At 38.5% G+C, this 17900-nt stretch carries 21 protein-coding genes; 14 read left to right on the top strand and 7 right to left on the bottom strand.

The genetic code is table 11. The annotated features are described in order from the left end of the window. Positions 1-3 precede the first annotated feature (3 nt). The 4 genes from CDL10_RS01325 to CDL10_RS01310 all read right to left on the bottom strand — a co-directional run bounded on the left by CDL10_RS01325 (position 4) and on the right by CDL10_RS01310 (position 2550). Entirely contained in the window at positions 4-516 is a 513-nt protein-coding gene (locus CDL10_RS01325; protein WP_100676856.1) for a DUF2480 family protein, read from the bottom strand. 2 nt (positions 517-518) lie between these two features. Further along, positions 519-842: an SUF system Fe-S cluster assembly protein gene (locus tag CDL10_RS01320; protein WP_100676855.1), complete on the bottom strand. Its 324-nt coding sequence runs from the start codon at positions 840-842 to the stop codon at positions 519-521. Between the two features lie 4 nt (positions 843-846). Next, the gene (locus CDL10_RS01315; protein ID WP_100676854.1) at positions 847-1263 is read right to left on the bottom strand and encodes a SufE family protein; all 417 of its coding nucleotides are present in this window, start codon (positions 1261-1263) and stop codon (positions 847-849) included. A 69-nt stretch (positions 1264-1332) separates the two neighbouring features. After that, a complete protein-coding gene (locus CDL10_RS01310; RefSeq protein WP_100676853.1) occupies positions 1333-2550 on the bottom strand; it encodes an aminotransferase class V-fold PLP-dependent enzyme in 1218 nt (405 codons plus the stop codon). A 135-nt stretch (positions 2551-2685) separates the two neighbouring features. On the opposite strand from CDL10_RS01310, the gene CDL10_RS01305 reads away from it, so the two are divergent. The 8 genes from CDL10_RS01305 (at position 2686) to CDL10_RS01270 (ending at position 10518) form a co-directional block, all read left to right on the top strand. Continuing rightward, positions 2686-3528 carry a heme/hemin ABC transporter substrate-binding protein gene (locus CDL10_RS01305; RefSeq protein ID WP_100676852.1) on the top strand — a complete coding sequence of 281 codons (843 nt, stop codon included), beginning with the start codon at positions 2686-2688 and terminating at the stop codon, positions 3526-3528. Next, a complete protein-coding gene (locus CDL10_RS01300; protein WP_100676851.1) occupies positions 3528-4556 on the top strand; it encodes a FecCD family ABC transporter permease in 1029 nt (342 codons plus the stop codon). The genes CDL10_RS01305 and CDL10_RS01300 overlap by 1 nt, the downstream gene beginning before the upstream one ends. Then, the gene (locus CDL10_RS01295) at positions 4556-5344 is read left to right on the top strand and encodes a heme ABC transporter ATP-binding protein (RefSeq protein WP_100676850.1); all 789 of its coding nucleotides are present in this window, start codon (positions 4556-4558) and stop codon (positions 5342-5344) included. Before CDL10_RS01300 ends, CDL10_RS01295 begins: the two co-directional genes overlap by 1 nt. Further along, positions 5341-6381: a hemin-degrading factor gene (locus tag CDL10_RS01290; protein ID WP_100676849.1), complete on the top strand. Its 1041-nt coding sequence runs from the start codon at positions 5341-5343 to the stop codon at positions 6379-6381. Before CDL10_RS01295 ends, CDL10_RS01290 begins: the two co-directional genes overlap by 4 nt. 183 nt (positions 6382-6564) lie before the next feature. Beyond that, positions 6565-7011, top strand: a complete 447-nt coding sequence (locus CDL10_RS01285) for a hypothetical protein (RefSeq protein ID WP_100676848.1) — start codon at positions 6565-6567, stop codon at positions 7009-7011. Next, entirely contained in the window at positions 6975-7217 is a 243-nt protein-coding gene (locus CDL10_RS01280) for a hypothetical protein (RefSeq protein ID WP_100676847.1), read from the top strand. Before CDL10_RS01285 ends, CDL10_RS01280 begins: the two co-directional genes overlap by 37 nt. 153 nt (positions 7218-7370) lie before the next feature. Further along, a complete protein-coding gene (locus tag CDL10_RS01275) occupies positions 7371-8417 on the top strand; it encodes a ferredoxin--NADP reductase (protein WP_100676846.1) in 1047 nt (348 codons plus the stop codon). Between the two features lie 226 nt (positions 8418-8643). Then, positions 8644-10518 (top strand): M1 family metallopeptidase, encoded by a 1875-nt coding sequence (locus CDL10_RS01270; protein ID WP_100676845.1) that lies wholly within the window; start codon positions 8644-8646, stop codon positions 10516-10518. 126 nt (positions 10519-10644) lie between these two features. Here CDL10_RS01270 and CDL10_RS01265 read toward each other — a convergent pair whose 3' ends face one another. Continuing rightward, positions 10645-11277 carry a nitroreductase family protein gene (locus CDL10_RS01265; RefSeq protein ID WP_100676844.1) on the bottom strand — a complete coding sequence of 211 codons (633 nt, stop codon included), beginning with the start codon at positions 11275-11277 and terminating at the stop codon, positions 10645-10647. A gap of 158 nt (positions 11278-11435) precedes the next feature. Between CDL10_RS01265 and CDL10_RS01260 the strand changes: the two genes are divergently transcribed. The 6 genes from CDL10_RS01260 (at position 11436) to CDL10_RS01235 (ending at position 14689) form a co-directional block, all read left to right on the top strand. Further along, on the top strand, positions 11436-12308 hold the full coding sequence (locus tag CDL10_RS01260; RefSeq protein WP_100676843.1) for a cupin-like domain-containing protein: 873 nt from the start codon (positions 11436-11438) through the stop codon (positions 12306-12308). Continuing rightward, positions 12308-12784 carry a regulatory protein RecX gene (locus CDL10_RS01255; RefSeq protein ID WP_394363825.1) on the top strand — a complete coding sequence of 159 codons (477 nt, stop codon included), beginning with the start codon at positions 12308-12310 and terminating at the stop codon, positions 12782-12784. The genes CDL10_RS01260 and CDL10_RS01255 overlap by 1 nt, the downstream gene beginning before the upstream one ends. Before the next feature lie 104 nt (positions 12785-12888). Beyond that, positions 12889-13236: a YtxH domain-containing protein gene (locus CDL10_RS01250; RefSeq protein ID WP_100676842.1), complete on the top strand. Its 348-nt coding sequence runs from the start codon at positions 12889-12891 to the stop codon at positions 13234-13236. Positions 13237-13242: 6 nt separating this feature from the next. Next, on the top strand, positions 13243-13608 hold the full coding sequence (locus tag CDL10_RS01245; RefSeq protein WP_100676841.1) for a hypothetical protein: 366 nt from the start codon (positions 13243-13245) through the stop codon (positions 13606-13608). Further along, positions 13601-13867: a DUF6327 family protein gene (locus CDL10_RS01240; protein ID WP_207760131.1), complete on the top strand. Its 267-nt coding sequence runs from the start codon at positions 13601-13603 to the stop codon at positions 13865-13867. Before CDL10_RS01245 ends, CDL10_RS01240 begins: the two co-directional genes overlap by 8 nt. Positions 13868-14125: 258 nt before the next feature. Further along, on the top strand, positions 14126-14689 hold the full coding sequence (locus CDL10_RS01235; RefSeq protein ID WP_100676840.1) for a helix-turn-helix domain-containing protein: 564 nt from the start codon (positions 14126-14128) through the stop codon (positions 14687-14689). Positions 14690-15071: 382 nt separating this feature from the next. Here CDL10_RS01235 and CDL10_RS01230 read toward each other — a convergent pair whose 3' ends face one another. Beyond that, on the bottom strand, positions 15072-16421 hold the full coding sequence (locus CDL10_RS01230; RefSeq protein ID WP_100676839.1) for a saccharopine dehydrogenase family protein: 1350 nt from the start codon (positions 16419-16421) through the stop codon (positions 15072-15074). An 84-nt stretch (positions 16422-16505) separates the two neighbouring features. After that, positions 16506-17750 carry a T9SS type A sorting domain-containing protein gene (locus CDL10_RS01225; RefSeq protein WP_100676838.1) on the bottom strand — a complete coding sequence of 415 codons (1245 nt, stop codon included), beginning with the start codon at positions 17748-17750 and terminating at the stop codon, positions 16506-16508. Positions 17751-17900 lie beyond the last annotated feature (150 nt).

Below are 17900 nucleotides of genomic sequence, written 5' to 3'. Positions count from 1 at the left end.
GAATTACCCTTTTTTTCTCTTGTATATCGGCACGGCCGAACACGCTTCTCCAAACATAATCGAACGTGCATAATTCATCATTTTCTGCGTTGCCATTACATAGGCTTCTTCCGGAATAGGGTGATTGGAACAACCTTTGATAATGACCGGTTTATTTTCGTACTCCGAGAATTCTAAATTAGTAATTATATTTTGATAATATGCTATATCCAACTGATGCAAATTGCCCTGAACGACCATTTTGGCATAAGGCTGAAGATAGGAAGACACCAGCATAAACGCCCATGAAGGCAAAATGGCGTCTGTGGTACAGGTCAGTGCGACCAGTTGATTTTGATAAATGCTCCAGTCGGTGTCTTTTAAGGCAGTACGAAATTCTTTTTCCCGCAAGACAAATCCTTCGTAGAGCCATTGCGAAATATCCAAAAGCACACGTGATTCGGTCGGATAATAATCCTCCAAATCAAAAACCACCAGACTGCTTTGTGCAACTTTATTAATGATTTCTTCTTCCATTTTTACAACATTCCCAGTTCAAGTTTTGCTTCTTCGCTCATCATATCTTTGTCCCAGGGCGGGTCAAAAGTCAGTTCGATTTCCACATCTTTTACGCTGTCAATCGATTTGATTTTTTCCTGCACTTCCATTGGCAAAGTTTCTGCTACCGGGCAGTTGGGCGAAGTGAGCGTCATCAGGATTTTTACTTCGCGGTCTTCGTTTACGAATACGTCATAAATCAAACCTAATTCGTAAATATCTACGGGAATTTCGGGGTCAAAAATCGTTTTTAGCACCTTTACGATACTTTCCCCGAGTTCGTTCATATTGATTTGTTCTTCCATATCATTAGTTGGCTTGAAGGGCGATTGCATATAATTTTATTTGTTTTATCATTGACACTAATCCGTTGGCACGCGTAGGCGACAGATGTTCTTTCAGTCCGATTTCATCAATGAAAGATGTATCTGCGTTCATAATTTCTTCGGGATTTTGATTGGAAAATGCCCGAATCAGGACTGCGATAATTCCTTTGGTCAGAATAGCATCACTATCAGCAGTAAACACGATGTTGTCGTTTTCTTTATCTGCGTGAAGCCATACTCTCGACTGGCAGCCTTTTATCAGATTTTCGTCTTTTTTATATTGTTCATCTATGAGCGGAAGTGATTTTCCTAGTTCGATGATGTATTCATAACGTTGCATCCAATCGTCAAACATGGCAAATTCATCAACAATTTCTTCCTGTATTTCTTTTATTGTCATTGTTTTTAGTTCTTTTGTTTAAGGCTTGAAGTTCAATTTTTTAGAGCTTTTAACTTTCCAACTTTCAACTTATCTCAACATCATCAATGCTTTTTTCAATGCCTCAATCATTTGGTCGATTTCTTCTTTGGTGTTATAAAAAGCAAACGACGCACGAATGGTTCCCGGAATATTGAAATAATCCATTATCGGTTGTGCACAATGATGTCCTGTGCGAACAGCAATACCCAACTTGTCAATAATTGCACCTACATCATACGGGTGGATTCCTTTGAAATTAAACGAAATAACAGAGGCTTTTTCTTTTGCTGTTCCGTAAAATTCAATGTCTTCCAGTTCGGACAGACGTTTTGTGGCATATTCCAATAATTGATGCTCATAAGCAACAATGTTGTCAAAACCGATTCCGTTCAGATAATCAACCGCCGTCCCCAGAACGATTCCTCCGGCAATGTTGGGTGTTCCCGCTTCAAATTTATGAGGCAGACAAGCGTAAGTTGTTTTTTCAAATGTTACCTCCTTAATCATCTCGCCACCTCCTTGATACGGCGGAAGTTGATTCAGCCATTGCTCTTTCCCGTACAAAACGCCCGTTCCTGTCGGTCCGCACATTTTATGCCCAGAAAAAGCATAAAATTCACAATCCAAATCCTGTACATCAGGTTTCAAGTGCGGAACTGCCTGAGCTCCGTCAATCAAAACGGCCGCTCCGACCTCGTGGGCTTTTTCAATGATGAATTTTACCGGATTGATTGTTCCCAACGCATTGGAAATATGATTTACTGTGACAATTTTGGTTTTATCATTCAGTAAAGCAGTATAGGCTTCCATGTCCAGTGAACCGTCAGCAAGCATCGGAATAACTTTCAGTGTTGCTCCAGAACGTTCGCAGGCCAACTGCCACGGAACAATATTGGAGTGATGTTCCAGATGCGAAACAATAATTTCGTCTCCCGGTTGTAAAATCTGTCCGAAACCATTGGCAACCAGGTTGATTCCGAATGTAGTTCCTGCTGTAAACAATATCTCAAAGCTGTTTTTTGCGTTGAGGTGTTGCTGAATTTTTACGCGAGCTTCTTCATACGCATCGGTCGCCACCTGACTCAGATGATGCACCCCACGATGAATATTTGCGTTGATTTCATTATAATATCTGGCTTCAGCATCAATTACCACTTGCGGTTTTTGCGACGTTGCCCCATTGTCAAAATACACCAATGGCTTGTCGTTTACCCGCTGAGCAAGTATCGGAAAATCCTGACGTATTTTTTGTATATCAAAACTCATTATTTCTGTGCAAAAATTTTGATACAAAGGTACTAAATAATAAAGGAAAAATATTATTTAAATTTATTCTAAATTAATTTGATATAAAAACGGAAATCAATAGCTTTGCAAGCAAATATAAAATAATATAAAAAAATGAAAAAAATAGCCTTATTTTTTGCTATCGCTTTATTGTCAATAGCTTGTAACAATGAAAAGAAAACTGCCGAGGAACAAAATGAAGAACGAAGAATTGTTTCTTTGAGCGGAGCAGTTTCTGAGGTTTTGGTAAATCTTGGAGAGGAAGAAAACATTGTTGGGGTAGATGTAACCAGCACTTATCCGAAATCATTGAAAGAAAACGCGACTGATTTAGGACACGTAAGATCAATAACTATCGAGCCTTTATTGGCTTTGCAACCAACAGTTGTTTATGCAAGCGACAAAGACATTAATCCGGATTTGATGAAACAAATCAAAGATGCTAATATCACTTTACACTTAATCAATCAGGAATTTTCGGCAAAAGGAACGGCTAATCTGATTAAAGAAGTAGCCACATCTTTGAACAAAGAAAACTATCAGCCGATGATTGACGATGTGAATACTAAATTGGAAAAAGTAACTCCGTTTGAAACCCAACCAAAAGTATTGTTTATTTATGCCAGAGGAGCAGGAAACTTAATGGTTGCCGGACAAAAAACACCTTTAGACGCAGTTATCAACTTGGCTGGCGGAGTGAATGCAGCACAAGGATTTGATGATTTCAAACCACTTACGCCGGAAGCTCTTTTGGAAGCTAATCCTGATGTAATTTTGATGTTCGACAGCGGTTTGCAAAGTATCGGTGGAGTAGAAGGAATATTAAAAATCGAAGGAATTGCTCAAACCAATGCTGGTAAAAACAAAAAAGTAATTGCCATGGACGGACAGTATCTTTCCGGATTCAGCCCAAGATTAGGCGATGCTGTATTGGAGCTTAATCAGAAATTGAAATAATGACAAAAAAAGTTCGGATTACAAAGATTGCATTAATTGCCGCACTGATATTATTAGTGTTGGTGTCAATGTTTGTGGGTGCTTACCGATTCGAACACGGAATAATTGAAACATTAAAATCTTTACTGTTTGGAGGACAAATTGCCGATTCGGACAAATTTGTCCTTTTGCAGTTGAGGTTGCCACGAATAGCCATGGCATTACTCATCGGAAGTGCTTTGGCGGTTTCCGGAACCTGCTTGCAGGGAATGTTTAAAAACCCTCTGGCGTCGCCGGATTTAATCGGGATTACTTCCGGAGCGATGCTTTTTGCCGCAACAACCATTGTGTTGGGCGAACATTTCATACACTTATTTCCGGACGCACTAACTTATTCTTTTCTCAGCATTATGGCTTTTCTCGGGGCGATGCTCACGATGAGTTTCGTCTATAAAATGTCATCTTCTCAAGGGAAAACCAATGTGGTTATTTTATTGCTTTCCGGTGTCGCAATTACTGCATTGTCTGGTGCTGTAACCGGTTTGCTAACGTATCTTTCGACCGACGAACAGCTGAGAAACCTTACTTTTTGGACCTTAGGTAGCCTTAGTGGAGCCAACTGGATAAAAAACATTATTTTGTTTGTTGTCGTGGCAGTTAGTTTTTATTTTCTGATGCCCAAAGGCAAAAGTCTCAATGCAATGATGTTGGGCGAAAAAGATGCCGAACATATCGGGGTTCCGGTAGAAAAAACAAAAAAACAAATCGTAGTTTTATCGGCATTAATGGTCGGAGTATCAGTGGCATTTGCCGGAAATATCGGCTTTGTCGGCTTGATTGTCCCTTATATTCTGCGATTGCTGTTTCAGTCCAACTATGTGATTATATTGCCGTTATCTGCTTTGCTGGGAGCATTTATTCTGTTGTTTGCCGACACACTTAGCAGAAGTATCGTACAACCGTCTGAACTGCCTATCGGTATTCTTACCGCGATGATGGGAGCTCCGGTTTTCATTGCTATTTTGATGAAATATAAAAAATCTATGTGATGCTGAAGGTTCACGACATATCCTACCGACACAAAGAAATTTCTATTCTTCAGAATATCAGCTTTGATATTAAACAAGGCGAATTTATTGCTATTATCGGTCCGAATGGTGCCGGAAAATCGACCTTGCTCAGCTATATCAGCCATGAAATAAAAGCCATGAAAGACCGTGTTTTTTTCAAAGACAAAGCCATCGAAAAATGGTCGGTCAGGGAAATGCCTAAGCATAAATCTAAATTTTCACAACAACAGGCGGCAGATATTTCTCTGTCAGTCAAAGAAGTTGTTTTAATGGGAAGATATCCCTATTTCAACGGAGAACCGACTGAAAACGACCTCGAAATCATCGGTCAATGGATGAAAGCCACAGATATCTGGCATCTTCGGGAAAGATTGTATGAACATCTGTCCGGAGGTGAAAGACAGCGGGTGCACCTGGCTCGGGTATTGGCACAATTGGATAACGAAATTGAACAAAAAATTTTGATGATGGACGAACCGTTGAATAACCTTGACGTTGCCCATCAGTTCCGGATTTTAGAGCTTGTCAAAGAGCAAACCCGGCAGAAAAATACTGCAATTGTCGTTATGCACGATGTTAATCTGGCTGCCCAGTTTGCCGACAGGATTTTGTTATTAAAAAATGGTAACTTAGCAGCGTTTGACACAGTTGACGAAGTTTTGCAGGAGAAAATTATCAGCGATGCTTACGATTTTCCGTGTACGATAACCCAAAACCCAATCAATAACCAGCCATTAATATTATTTGGTATAAACAATAAAATATGAACTCAACATTAAGCTTAAAAGAACAGTGGGAAGAACTGAAAAAGGAAGAACCACGATTGAGAATACGCAATGCCGCCGATAAATTAGGCGTGAGCGAAGTAGAATTATTAGCCACGAAAGTAGGGGAGAATGTAACCCGTCTGAACCCTGAATTTCAAGCTATCTTAGCTGAAATAGAATCTTTGGGCAAAGTGATGGCACTCACAAGAAATGAAGAATGTGTGCATGAGCGGAAAGGAAATTACCTTAATGCAGATTTTTCCAATCCGCACGCAGGGTTGTTTGTGGGCGAAGACATCGACATGAGAATTTTCTGGGGACCATGGGCAACGGTATATGCCGTAACCGACGAAAGCCCGAGAGGAACGATGAGAAGCCTTCAGTTTTTTGCTAAAGATGGAGATGCTATCCATAAAATATACCTTACGAAAGACAGCAATGTGGAGGCTTATGAGGCATTAGTAGAAAAATATAAATCAGCTAATCAGTCTATCGGACAGAGCGTAGAATCTTCTTTTACGGACATCGACGAACGTCCGGATAATGAGATAGATACAGCAGGTTTCCAAAAAGCATGGCTGGAACTCAAAGATACCCACGATTTCTTTATGATGATGAAAAAATTCGGTGTTACCCGCACGCAGGCGTTGAGATTGGCACCGGATAATTATCATGCACATCGTATTGAAAAAGAAGGTATTGTAACCATGCTTGAAGAAGCTGCCAAAGCAGGATTACCGATTATGGTTTTTGTCGGAAATAAAGGTAATATCCAGATTCATACCGGCGAAATCAAAAGAACCTTGTGGCACGAAGGCTGGTTCAATATCATGGACCCAGACTTTAACATGCACCTCGATATGACCAAAATCGCTCAAACTTGGGTGGTAAGAAAGCCAACAGAAGACGGTATGGTAACATCTATTGAAGTGTTTAACGAAATGGGCGAAATTATTGTGCAGTTTTTCGGAAAAAGAAAACCGGGCATTCCTGAACTGGAAGAATGGAGAAAATTGGTTGAGCAAGTAGCTAATTAATTTTTTAACACGATACCCTTATCAAGGCTCATAGAGATTATTTTTTCTGTGAGTCTTTTTTAATGTTTACAATACAAAAATTTAAATAATACAATTTATCCTTTATTTCCTGCGTTGTCATTAATATAAAACTTATTACCTGGCGAAGTTGGTAATCTAAGAATGAAAATTTAAAAAAGGATTATGGAAAAATTGATTTTAATTATTACCCTATTTTTAGGAGTAACTGTTCATGCACAAACAGCGTCAGACATACGAAATGACGAGTCGTACAAAGAGATGTTAGAAAAACATATTGCTTTCAGCAATTCCGATGAATATTCCGAGCACATGGATATTTTTGGCAAGTTTGTTGAGAAAACTCCTGAGGAATTTGAGTTTTTCAATTTCAAAGAACCTGCTTCTGATTTTGAGGAATGGATTTCAGAAAGAATAGACGATTCTGGTTTTGAATCAGTTGAAGATGCTGTAACTCAATATAAAACTTTAGTAGAGAGCATTAACCGCATTAATGTCAAACAAGCGGAATTAGACGAAGAAATGCGTAAAGTCAGAAAAAATTCCAAGACCAAGAGTTGTTTAGAAAGGTTTTTATGGAGGATTCTATCTATGGATACAACAACTGTATAGAAACTTTTACAGAGAGCAGACGGTCCGCAAGCGATGCTTATGCAAGCAAAATTCATGCTTTAGTGGATTTGAAAAAAGAAGGAACACATTCTGAATCATATATAACAAGTGAAAGAAATAAAGCTATGGATACTTATATGAATGCTGTAAAATCTTGCATTGAACAATACCACAATTGTAACGAATGGTATTTTACGGAAGAATGAGAAAAGGAGAGTCAAAATGTCAAAGTATCTGCTAGAAAATTCGACTAACCATCAAGAAGAACCGCCCAAGAGGCGGTTTTTTTGTTTTTATAATATGATTTTTATCATTTGTAGAATATGTAAAAAACGTAACTTTGCATGAAATTTTAGATTATGTCCACATTCCATTCACTACAAGTTATTGATGTCAGAAGAGAAACACCCAAATCGGTTTCTGTTTCATTTGCCGTTCCGGATAACTTAAAGACTGATTACCAGTTTGTTTCCGGGCAATATATCAATATTAAATATATTCACGAAGGTGAAGAAATCAGACGGTCTTATTCCGTTTGTTCGTCCCCGAACAGTGATGAGCTGAGAATTGTAGTGAAAGAACTCGAAAACGGAATTTTTTCTAAATTTGCCAACACCCAGTTGAAAACAGGAGATGTACTCGAAGTAGGCACGCCCGAAGGTCGGTTTGTTTTCGAGCCGGATACCACCAAAGAAAGAAATATCCTGACGATTGCTGCCGGAAGCGGAATCACGCCTGTTATTTCTATCATTCAAAGTGTGCTGGAAAATGAACCCAAAAGCAAAGCGGTATTGATTTACGGTAACCGAAATGTGGAAGAAACCATTTTCCATCAGCAGATTTTGGCATTGCAGGAAAAATACCCGGATAATTTCTATCCATACTTTACCTTTACCAGAGCCCAGTCCGATGGTGCTCACTTTGGACGTATTGACAAACCCTTGATTAATTTTGTTGCTAAAAACAAGCACAAAGACCATGTTTTTGACGCTTATTATGTTTGTGGTCCCGAAGATTTGATTCACAAAACAAGCAGCATTTTGGAAGAAAACGGTGTGGATAAAGATCGGATAAAATTTGAATTGTTTACCCCGATGGACAATCAGGTGGAAGTGCAAACGGAAGGTCAGGCACAGCTAACCGTTACCGTTGATGGCGTGACAACAACTTTTTCTGTGGACAAAAAAACAGATATTCTGTCTGCGGCTTTGAAACAAGGCATTGATGCTCCATATTCTTGCCAGGGTGGAATTTGCAGCTCGTGTATGTGCCGCGTGGTCGAAGGCGGTGTAGAGATGATTAGCAACCATATCCTGACCGACGAAGAAATCGAAGATGGATTGATATTGTCCTGCCAATCCTATGCCATTACAGACGAAGTGGTTATTGATTATGATGATGTTTAACTTTCAGTGAAATTCCGAACACGCAAACTTGTCATTCCGTAGGAATCTGACAGTATATAAAGATACTTATAGCTATACAGCGACGACTTTTTATCCAGTTTTTTAATCAACTTAATCATTGAAATAGGGTTTAAGTTCATTATAAATATTTCGTTTTTACATTTTTTAAATTATCTTAGCCACTTAGATACCGAATTATAAATTAATTACGAAAACAAGACCTAAGATGAAAACCCTTTTTCTTTTCCTAATTGCCTTGTCCACATCTGTTTATGCTCAGCACAACAATCCCAATCCGGGTTATTGGCAGCAGTACGTTGATTACAAAATGGATGTACACATGAATGTGGAAAACTACACCTACACCGGTACACAAGCATTGACTTATACCAACAACTCGCCCGATACTTTGCAACGGGTTTTTTACCATTTATATTTTAATGCGTTCCAGCCCGGGAGCGAAATGGACGCCCGTTTGACAACCATTGAGGATCCGGACAAAAGAATGGTCAAAAAAATAAAAGATGAACATGGCGAAGAAGTGTCAATAAGCTCAATCGGCGAGCTGAAACCCAATGAAATCGGCTTTTTAAAAGTAAATAACCTAAAACAAGACGGAACAGTTTTGCAAACCAAAGTAATCGGAACAATTCTGGAAGTCGATTTAGCCAAGCCTTTATTGCCGGGAAAATCTACTTTGCTGACCATGGATTTTGAAGGGCAAGTGCCGGTAATGGTACGTCGTGCCGGACGAAACTCCAGTGAAGGCATTGCTTTGTCGATGACGCAATGGTATCCTAAAATGGCAGAATATGATTTTGAAGGCTGGCATGCCGACCCATATATCGCAAGGGAATTCCACGGCGTTTGGGGTGATTTTGATGTGAAAATTACGATTGATAAAAATTATACTATTGGTGCATCGGGCTATTTGCAAAACAAAAATGAAATCGGACACGGCTATGAAGACGAAGGAGTTAATGTAAAACACCCTCGGAAAACAAAAGAATTGACTTGGCATTTCGTGGCACCAAACGTACATGATTTTGCCTGGGGAGCTGACCCGGATTATATCCACGACATATTGATAACCGACAACGGTATCGAACTGCATTTTTTCTATAAAGACAATGAAAAAATCAAAGCAAACTGGAAAAAATTACAACCCAAAACCGCCGATTTGATGAAATATTTTGAAACAGTTGTCGGAGAATATCCTTATAAGCAATATTCCGTTATCCAAGGTGGCGACGGCGGTATGGAATACGCTATGTGTACACTGATTACAGGCGAACGAAACTTAGCGAGTTTGATTGGTGTGACGGCACATGAGCTGGCACACATGTGGTTTCAGCATATGTTGGCGACAAACGAGAGCAAACACCCTTGGATGGACGAGGGTTTTACGTCTTTTATTTCTGATTTGGCGGTTAATCAGATAATGGAAAAACACGAGCAGGAAGATGCCAACCCTTTCCAAACCATGTATGGCAATTATTACTATCTCGTGCAAACCGGGAAAGAAGAGCCGTTGACAACTCATGCCGACAGATATGCGTCTAACCTGAGTTATGGAATTGCAGCCTACACCAAAGGGGCAATATTCATTACACAGTTGGCATACGTTATCGGTTGGGAAAATACGATGCAATCGCTCAAAAGATTTTATTACGACTATCGTTTTTCACACCCGACACCTAATGATTTCAAACGCACCGCAGAAAAAGTCAGCGGGGCTCAGCTGGACTGGTATTTTATCGATTGGACACAAACCACCAAAACAGTAGATTATGCCATAAAATCGGTAGACAATTCCACAATAACGTTAGAAAGAATAGGCGAAATGCCTATGCCGATTGATTTGATGGTGGTGTATGAAGATGATAGCAACGAAAGTTTTTATATTCCGAATGATTTGCTGCGTTGGGAAAAACCAAACCCATATCCTGAAATACAAAGAACCGTTTTGTCGCCTTGGGGCTGGGCAAATCCGAATTATTCGTTTGAAATAAATACCGACAAAAAAATAAAAGCGGTTGTTATCGACCCGTCGATGCTCATGACCGATGTAGATTTGACCAACAATTCGTATGTGAATTAAAGCTTTTGGCATTAAGCAACTTATTGTTTAGTATCAGTAAACAAAAAACAACCTGCAAAGTGTAAATTTTGCAGGTTGTTGCTTATAGCCTAAGGCTTACTGCCTATAGCTTAAAGCTAATTGGCTTTAAAAAATTTCCGTCAGGAATTTATCTTTCGGCTGTCTTACTTTTTTCAAATCAACCAACCAGTCATTATCTGCATCACGATATCCCAAGGCAAGTAGCGTTGTTGATTTCAATCCTTTTTTGTCTAATCCGAGCAGTTTGTCTAATTCACTATTAACAAACCCTTCCATCGGAGTAGCATCAACTTGCAACATCGCCGCAGCTGCAATCGCCATTCCAAATCCTATATAAGCTTGTTTGGCGGCATGAGCAGCTTGTTGTTCTTCGGTCATGTTGGCAAACGTTGCTTTAAGCCCTTTTACATAATCATCCGTAGCTGATGATGACAATCCTCTTTCGGCATTCATGTGATTGAAAATGTTGTCAATACGCTCGTCAGAGTATTTATCCCAAGCGGCAAATACCAATACGTGAGAACCCTCCACGATTTGAGGTTGGTTATAAGCTACTTTTTGTATCTCTCTTTTCATCTCGGGATTGGACACCGAAATGATTTTAAATGGCTGTAAACCCGATGAGGTAGGAGCTAAGTGAGCAGCCTCGATAATTTCATCTACCAGTTGTTGAGGAACTTCTTTGCCGTTCATTCGTTTGGTGGCATATCTCCAGTGCAATGCTTCTATCAAATTCATAATAGTATTTTTAATATTTGAATGCAAAAGTACCATATACCGTAGAATTATTCATTGACATACATCAATAAATTCGTATTTGGATGTTAAATAAAGGTTGATGTATGATTAAGATTTTGTAAATTTGTTATGTAAAACAATTCTAAATAATTCCGCAAATGGAACAGTTGAACCTTAAGCCAATAGAAAGGGTTAGCACCATAAGTAAGAAAGATTTTATGAATAATTATATCAAGCCACAGATTCCGGTTGTTATTGAGCGATTGACGGAAGACTGGCCGGCGTATGATAAGTGGCATCTGGAATATATCAAACAAATTGCCGGAGACAAGATAGTGCCTTTGTATGACGACCGCCCAGTGCGGGCAGAAGATGGTTTCAATGAAGCTCATGCCGAGATGAAAATGAGCGATTATGTCGATTTGCTTGAAAAAGAACCAACAAACTACCGCATATTTCTGTATAATTTAATGAAAGAAGTGCCGCAGCTTCGGGAAGATTTCAAGTGGCCGGATATCGGTTTGCGATTGGTCAGACAACTGCCGATGCTTTTCTTCGGAGGCGAAAACTCAAAGGTTTTTATGCACTTTGATATTGATTATTCCAATATTTTGCATTTTCATTTCCATGGTGAAAAACAATGTATCATTTTTCCGCCGAGCGAAACACCTTATATGTATAAAGTTCCGCATTCGCTGATATCCAGAGAAGACATTGATTTTGACAACCCTGATTTTGATAAATTCCCGGCACTCAAACGAGCACAAGGCTATGTTTGTAACCTCAAGCACGGCGAAATGATGTATATGCCTGAGGGTTACTGGCATTATATGAAATATCTCACGCCGAGTTTCTCGATGAGTTTGAGAGCTTTTCCGAGAAATCCTAAATTTTTGCTGAAAGCGGCATACAATGTAGCCATAATGAGGCATTACGATAATTTTATGCGACGAAGAAAAGGGCAGGAATGGATAGACGAAAAAAATGAAAGAGCAATTGCTGAAACGCACCAAAAATTAGGCATTAAATAGTGAGTGATTATATAGATGTTGAAGCCGCCCGTAAGAAATTAGAGCAATATTGTGCCTATCAGGAGCGATGCCACAAAGAGGTTCATCAAAAGCTACGGTCGTTAGGAATGCAGCAAGAGGCGAGCGACCATATTATTGCTCATTTGATTGCGAATAATTACCTGAATGAAGAACGTTTTGCGGTTGCTTTTGCCCGCGGAAAACATCGCATAAAAAACTGGGGAAAAATCCGGATTGAGCAGGAGCTCAAGATGAGGGAAATTTCAAAATATAATATCAACAAGGCAATTAAACTGCTGGACGAAGAAGATTATTTGGAAAACTTTGAAAAAGCCGCAGTAAAAAAATGGATTGATATCCGGGAAAAAGATTTATCTAAAAAAAAGCAGAAATGGACGGCTTATTTCCTCAGAAAAGGCTTTGAATATAACCTTATTTACGATAAACTCAACGAATTACTTTTACATAAGAAATAGGCAAAATTTGCTCAAAAAGAATTAATTTAACCCTGATTTAACTAAATTTCGCCTGATTTTTGCCTATATTTGTAAGACATAAACCTTAAAAAAATAATATAGTTATGAGCAAAACAGGTAATACATTAGTAGCGATTTTGGCAGGAGCAGCAGTTGGAGCTGTTGCAGGAATTTTGATGGCACCTGAAAAAGGGGAGGAAACCAGAAAAAGAATCGGAAAAGGGTTCAAAGATGGTACCGATGAATTAAACAGAAAGTTTGATGATTTGAAAACTCAGGTAAAATCTGCGTTGAACACCAACAAAAGAGATTTTGAATCTACAATAAGTGCATTGGTGGACAGTGCCGAGGATAAATCGGAAGATATTATTAATGCCTTGGAAAATAAATTGAAAGATTTGAAAAAAAAGGCAAGTGATGCGGCCGCAGAAGTAAAGAAACAAACCAAATAATAAGAAATGCCTGTTAAGAAAGGACTTACCGAGCGTTTAGAGCTTATTAAGACAGAAACGGAAGGATATTTCGACAAAACAGCGGAATACTATAAGCTGTGGTCTTTAAAGACCGCAGCTAAGGTTTCCGGTACCGTAGCCAGACTGGTGCTGATTACCATTATGGTTGCATTTGCCCTTTTCTTTTTGTCGGTAGCGGCAGTAGTTGCCATTGGAAACGCTTTGGGTGGAATGGTTTACGGGCTGTTGGTTGTGGCGGGAATATACCTTTTGCTTGCAGTGCTTGTGCTTTACCTGAGCCGCAAGTTTGTTGACCCTGCAATCATCAGAGGATACACAAGGCTGTTCTATAAAAATGATGCTGATGAATAAAAACTACTCTTCATACCAAGAAATAGAAAGAGATTTGGAAATATTGAGTGTTGAAAGGGAAATCCACAAACAAAAAATATTTCAGACTTTTAATCAGACCAAAAGAGGTTTTTCTAATCTCTCGGTTGGTAATACGGTTAAATCTCTGCTTCCTTCCGTAACTAAAATCGGACTCGCATTAGGAAAAAGCAAAGGTCTAAAAAGTCTTATTTACACCTTTCTATTGCAGTTTGCTATTAAAAAAATTTTCAAACGATAAGAAGCAAGAAACAAGACTTTGACTATAATATTAAGGAAGGAATATGTTCAAATGATTCCTATTCCGGACTTGGTTCGGAATCTAAAAACAACACAGGTTCTTTAGTTCTCTGTGTTTTTCTTTTTTTGATTTTATGTAGTAAAATTAGCCTGATTTTGAGTGTTTTGACACAAATGTCGGGAAAATGTCGTGCTGTTGCCGTAAGGAGTTGTTGTTGCCGGAAATAGTTTTGCGGTATAAAATTTAATCGAAATTTATATGGAAACTATTGGAACAAAAATTACACAATTAAGAAAGCAAAAAGCTTTATCTCAGGAACAATTAGCCGATTCGGCAAAAGTAAATGTACGCACGATTCAGCGTATTGAAAACAACGAAACCACTCCGCGAGGAGCCACACTCAAACTGATTTGTGATGCACTGGGAGTAACCCCGGACGAAATTATCAACTTTGAAAAAATTGAAGATAACACCTTTCTGATTTGGCTACACCTGTCAGTAATGCTGGGGTATGTTTTACCTTTAGGAAATATTATTTTACCATTAATACTTTGGTTATCAAATAAAAACAAAATAAATCATGTGCACGAACAGGGAAAAAACATTCTGAATTTTCAAATTCTCTATTCGGTTATTGTTTATTCTTCCGTATTCGTAGATAAAATTATTCACAGCGAAATAATTTTTAATATGGGATTATCTTCGATTGTCATTTATATTCTTGGAACAGTTAATTTATGCTATGTGATTGCGAACATAATACGTATTTCCAAAGGGACGGTAAAAAACTTTTATCCTGTTATTGTTCGGTTTATTAAATAACCCGATTTTTAATTCGGTCCATCACAAAAATATACTTTAGTCACTTCGAGTAAAATTTATGAAACAAAGTGGAGGAAATTTTGTATTGAGAAGTTTTATTATTGAGTTCTCGATACAATTTTTCTTCGTCCTGATATTTCACAGGTATGGAACGAAGAAAAACCACTCGAACTGACGAGTAAACTGAGTTTTTTAGCACGAATATTGCATCTTTGCAAAATTACTCTCATTCGTCACTTCGAGTAAAATTTCTGTAACGAAGTGAAGGAAATTTGTATCGAGAAGCCTTTTGTTTTCGTAACAATGTTCCTTTTTTTTCACTACGAAAATTACTCGAAGTTGAAGTAAGAACTCAGTACATTTTTAATTTTTCCAACAGAGGTTAATACCCAACATAAGGCACTTCCATTTCTGAAAAATGAATGCCTTGCTGTTCTAATTCTGCTAAAACAGGTTCGTAAACTTCTTTACTAATCGGAAGTTGCACGCCCGGCGTTTTAATTTTTCCGGTCAAAATCTGCAAAGAAACAATTCCGACAGGCAAGCCCACGGTTTTTGCCATGGCAGTATAGGTTTGGTCTTCACCGATAGTCACCATTTTGGCGTCAATTTGTTTTTTCTCGCCGTTTAGTTCATAGCCAAATTTGTGATACATCACGATCATGTCTTTGTCTTCAGGGGCTAACTTCCAACTTTCGGCCAATATTTTTTCCAGGATTTGGGCTGGCGTTGCCTCTTTCAATCCAACAATTTTGTCAGGATTAAAAATGTCTAATTCAACCAACATGTCCCACTGCTCGTCATCTTGTTCAATACCAAGCATATATCTGGTTTTTAATTCCACGGTATCGGTATGGCTAAACGGTAAAAAAGAGTTGATAAATTCGCGGTAGCTCATATTTTCCGAATCTTCCATGATGTAGCTGTCGTCCGTCATTCCCAATTGCACAAACATATTCCAAGCTCTGGAAAAACCAACCCTTCGGATAGTTCCTCTGTACAAAGTAAGAATATCGTCTAAGCCATATATACTGCGGTAATTAAGCGAATCTCGGTTAGCATATCCCTCAAATTTCCCATAGCCTTCAACATGAAAAAACTCGGTGCGACGAAAGAGTTTATGGTACGGAATATATTTGTATTTGCCTTCTTGGATAAATTTGGCGGCTCCACCTTGCCCGGCTAACACTACATTTCTCGGATTCCAAGTGAATTTATAATTCCACAAATTGGTATCAGATTCTGGTGCTACCAATCCGCCACAAAAAGATTCAAACAAAAGCATTTTCCCGCCTTTTTCTCTGATTTCGTCAATAACTTTCATGGCGCTCATGTGGTCAATGCCTGGATCGAGTCCGCATTCGTTCATAAAAATAAGACCTTTTGCTTTAGCTTGTTCGTCCAAGGCTTTCATTTCCTTGCTGATGTATGATGCAGTAACCAAATGTTTGCCAAAAGCCAAACAATCCTCAGCAATGGTTGTGTGCATAAATGCCGGAAGCATCGATATTACAACGTCAGATTTTTGGATGAGTTGCTGACGCAATTCGGTTTGATCCAAAGACAAAGCAACGGCTTTACCATTTGCATGATTATTGATTTTTTGTTGTGCAATTTCTAAGGATTGGTCGGCAACAACAAGTTGGAAGTCATAGGTTAATGATTGTTCTAAAAGATATTTGATTAGGCTTGATGCAGATCTTCCTGCACCAATCAAAGTGATGTTTTTCATGGGGAAAATTAGTTGTTTTTTTCAAAACACTAAATTAAATAAATAGTTTTAAATGGAAAGAAATGAACAGCTAATATTCCGTAATTATTTTTTGATGAATCTCAACAATTCTGATTGCCCATTTAATTTTATAAAATACATGCCCGAAGTGAGTTTGTCTGTCTCAATCACTACGGTTGATTGGTTGCGAATTTCGATAGTTTGCACGATTTGCCCCAGAGTGTTGTATATAGTCAATTGATTGTTTGGATTTACCGTTGTATCAATGCCGAGGTGGATATTTGCATCAGTAATATTGGAAGATTCGAACCACATCAATGATTTTTTTCCATAAGAAACTGCCGCCAAAGGTTCGTTGATTTGAAATTGCATAACTACCGGTAAATGGTCGCTCATATTAAACAAATTGTTCCTAAGTGTTTGAGAGTAAATACCTGTGCAAGATGGATCTTTAACGTCTTTGTCCAAACAATCTCCATTATTTCCGTAGGCAGTGTAACTTTCATCTACATAAGAGAAACGTGTGCTACTGTTAAAGTTTTCGCTCATCATAATAAAATCAAAACGATCGTCTAATCCGCCACTTGCTCCTGCATTGGTACCGCCGCCAAATCCTGCATTAGACACACGAGTACTTTGTGTGTGCAAGTTGCTGAAAGATGCGTTGTCGTGCCAACTACCTGGAGCATCAGCTGGGTCAATCAGCTGGAAGGCATTCGTTGGGTCCAAAATCTTTTGGTAACCTGGTTCATTCGCTCTATAGAAATTAAAATCCCCGGCAAAAAGTACATGTGTATTAGGCTGATTAAGATTTTCCAACACATTAGTTACTTCCTCCACCATTTGTAAACGCATTTGCTGATTGGCGGTGCCGGTGCTCGATTTTAAATGTGCTACAAATACTTCCAAATAAATAGGATCGTCGCTTACTACATTTAATTTAAATGAATAATGGCTAATGTCGCGATAGGCTGTTAATATGGTTTGTTGATCCAGCAATATGAGTTTTCGTGTGTTGTAGAAAACCATGTTTTGTACCGGATCTGAGGGTTTGGTTAAATCAGCAACAAAAGCGGCACGAGCAAATGTGTCTGTTTGGTTTTGAAGAGAAGTGTTTAAAATAAGATCAGCACCTTGTTCTGAAACCAATTCACAAACCATAAACAAATCGGGTTGGTACTCGTCCAAGATATCTCTGAGAATCAGTTCTCTGTTTTGCGGAAGCGAGGTAGGAAACTTAAATACGTTGTAAAACATGGTGTTCAGCGTTTCTTGGGCATACGAAAATAAGGAAACACTTAGCAAAAGAATAGTAACAAATTTTTTCACAGCAGATAATTTTATCACAAGGTAACCAAAAAAGGGATAACTTGTTAATTATCATGGATAAAAAAGTTTTTCAAACAAGATAAACGATCCTATTCCCCCAAAAAGCAAGGAAACAAAAATTAAAATCCCATAAAAGTTAAATGCGTGTCG

Source organism: Avrilella dinanensis (assembly GCF_002807015.1).
GTDB lineage: Bacteria > Bacteroidota > Bacteroidia > Flavobacteriales > Flavobacteriaceae > Flavobacterium > Flavobacterium dinanensis.
The sequence above is the reverse complement of the archived record's forward strand: the minus strand, read 5'-3'. Positions and strand labels throughout refer to the sequence as shown.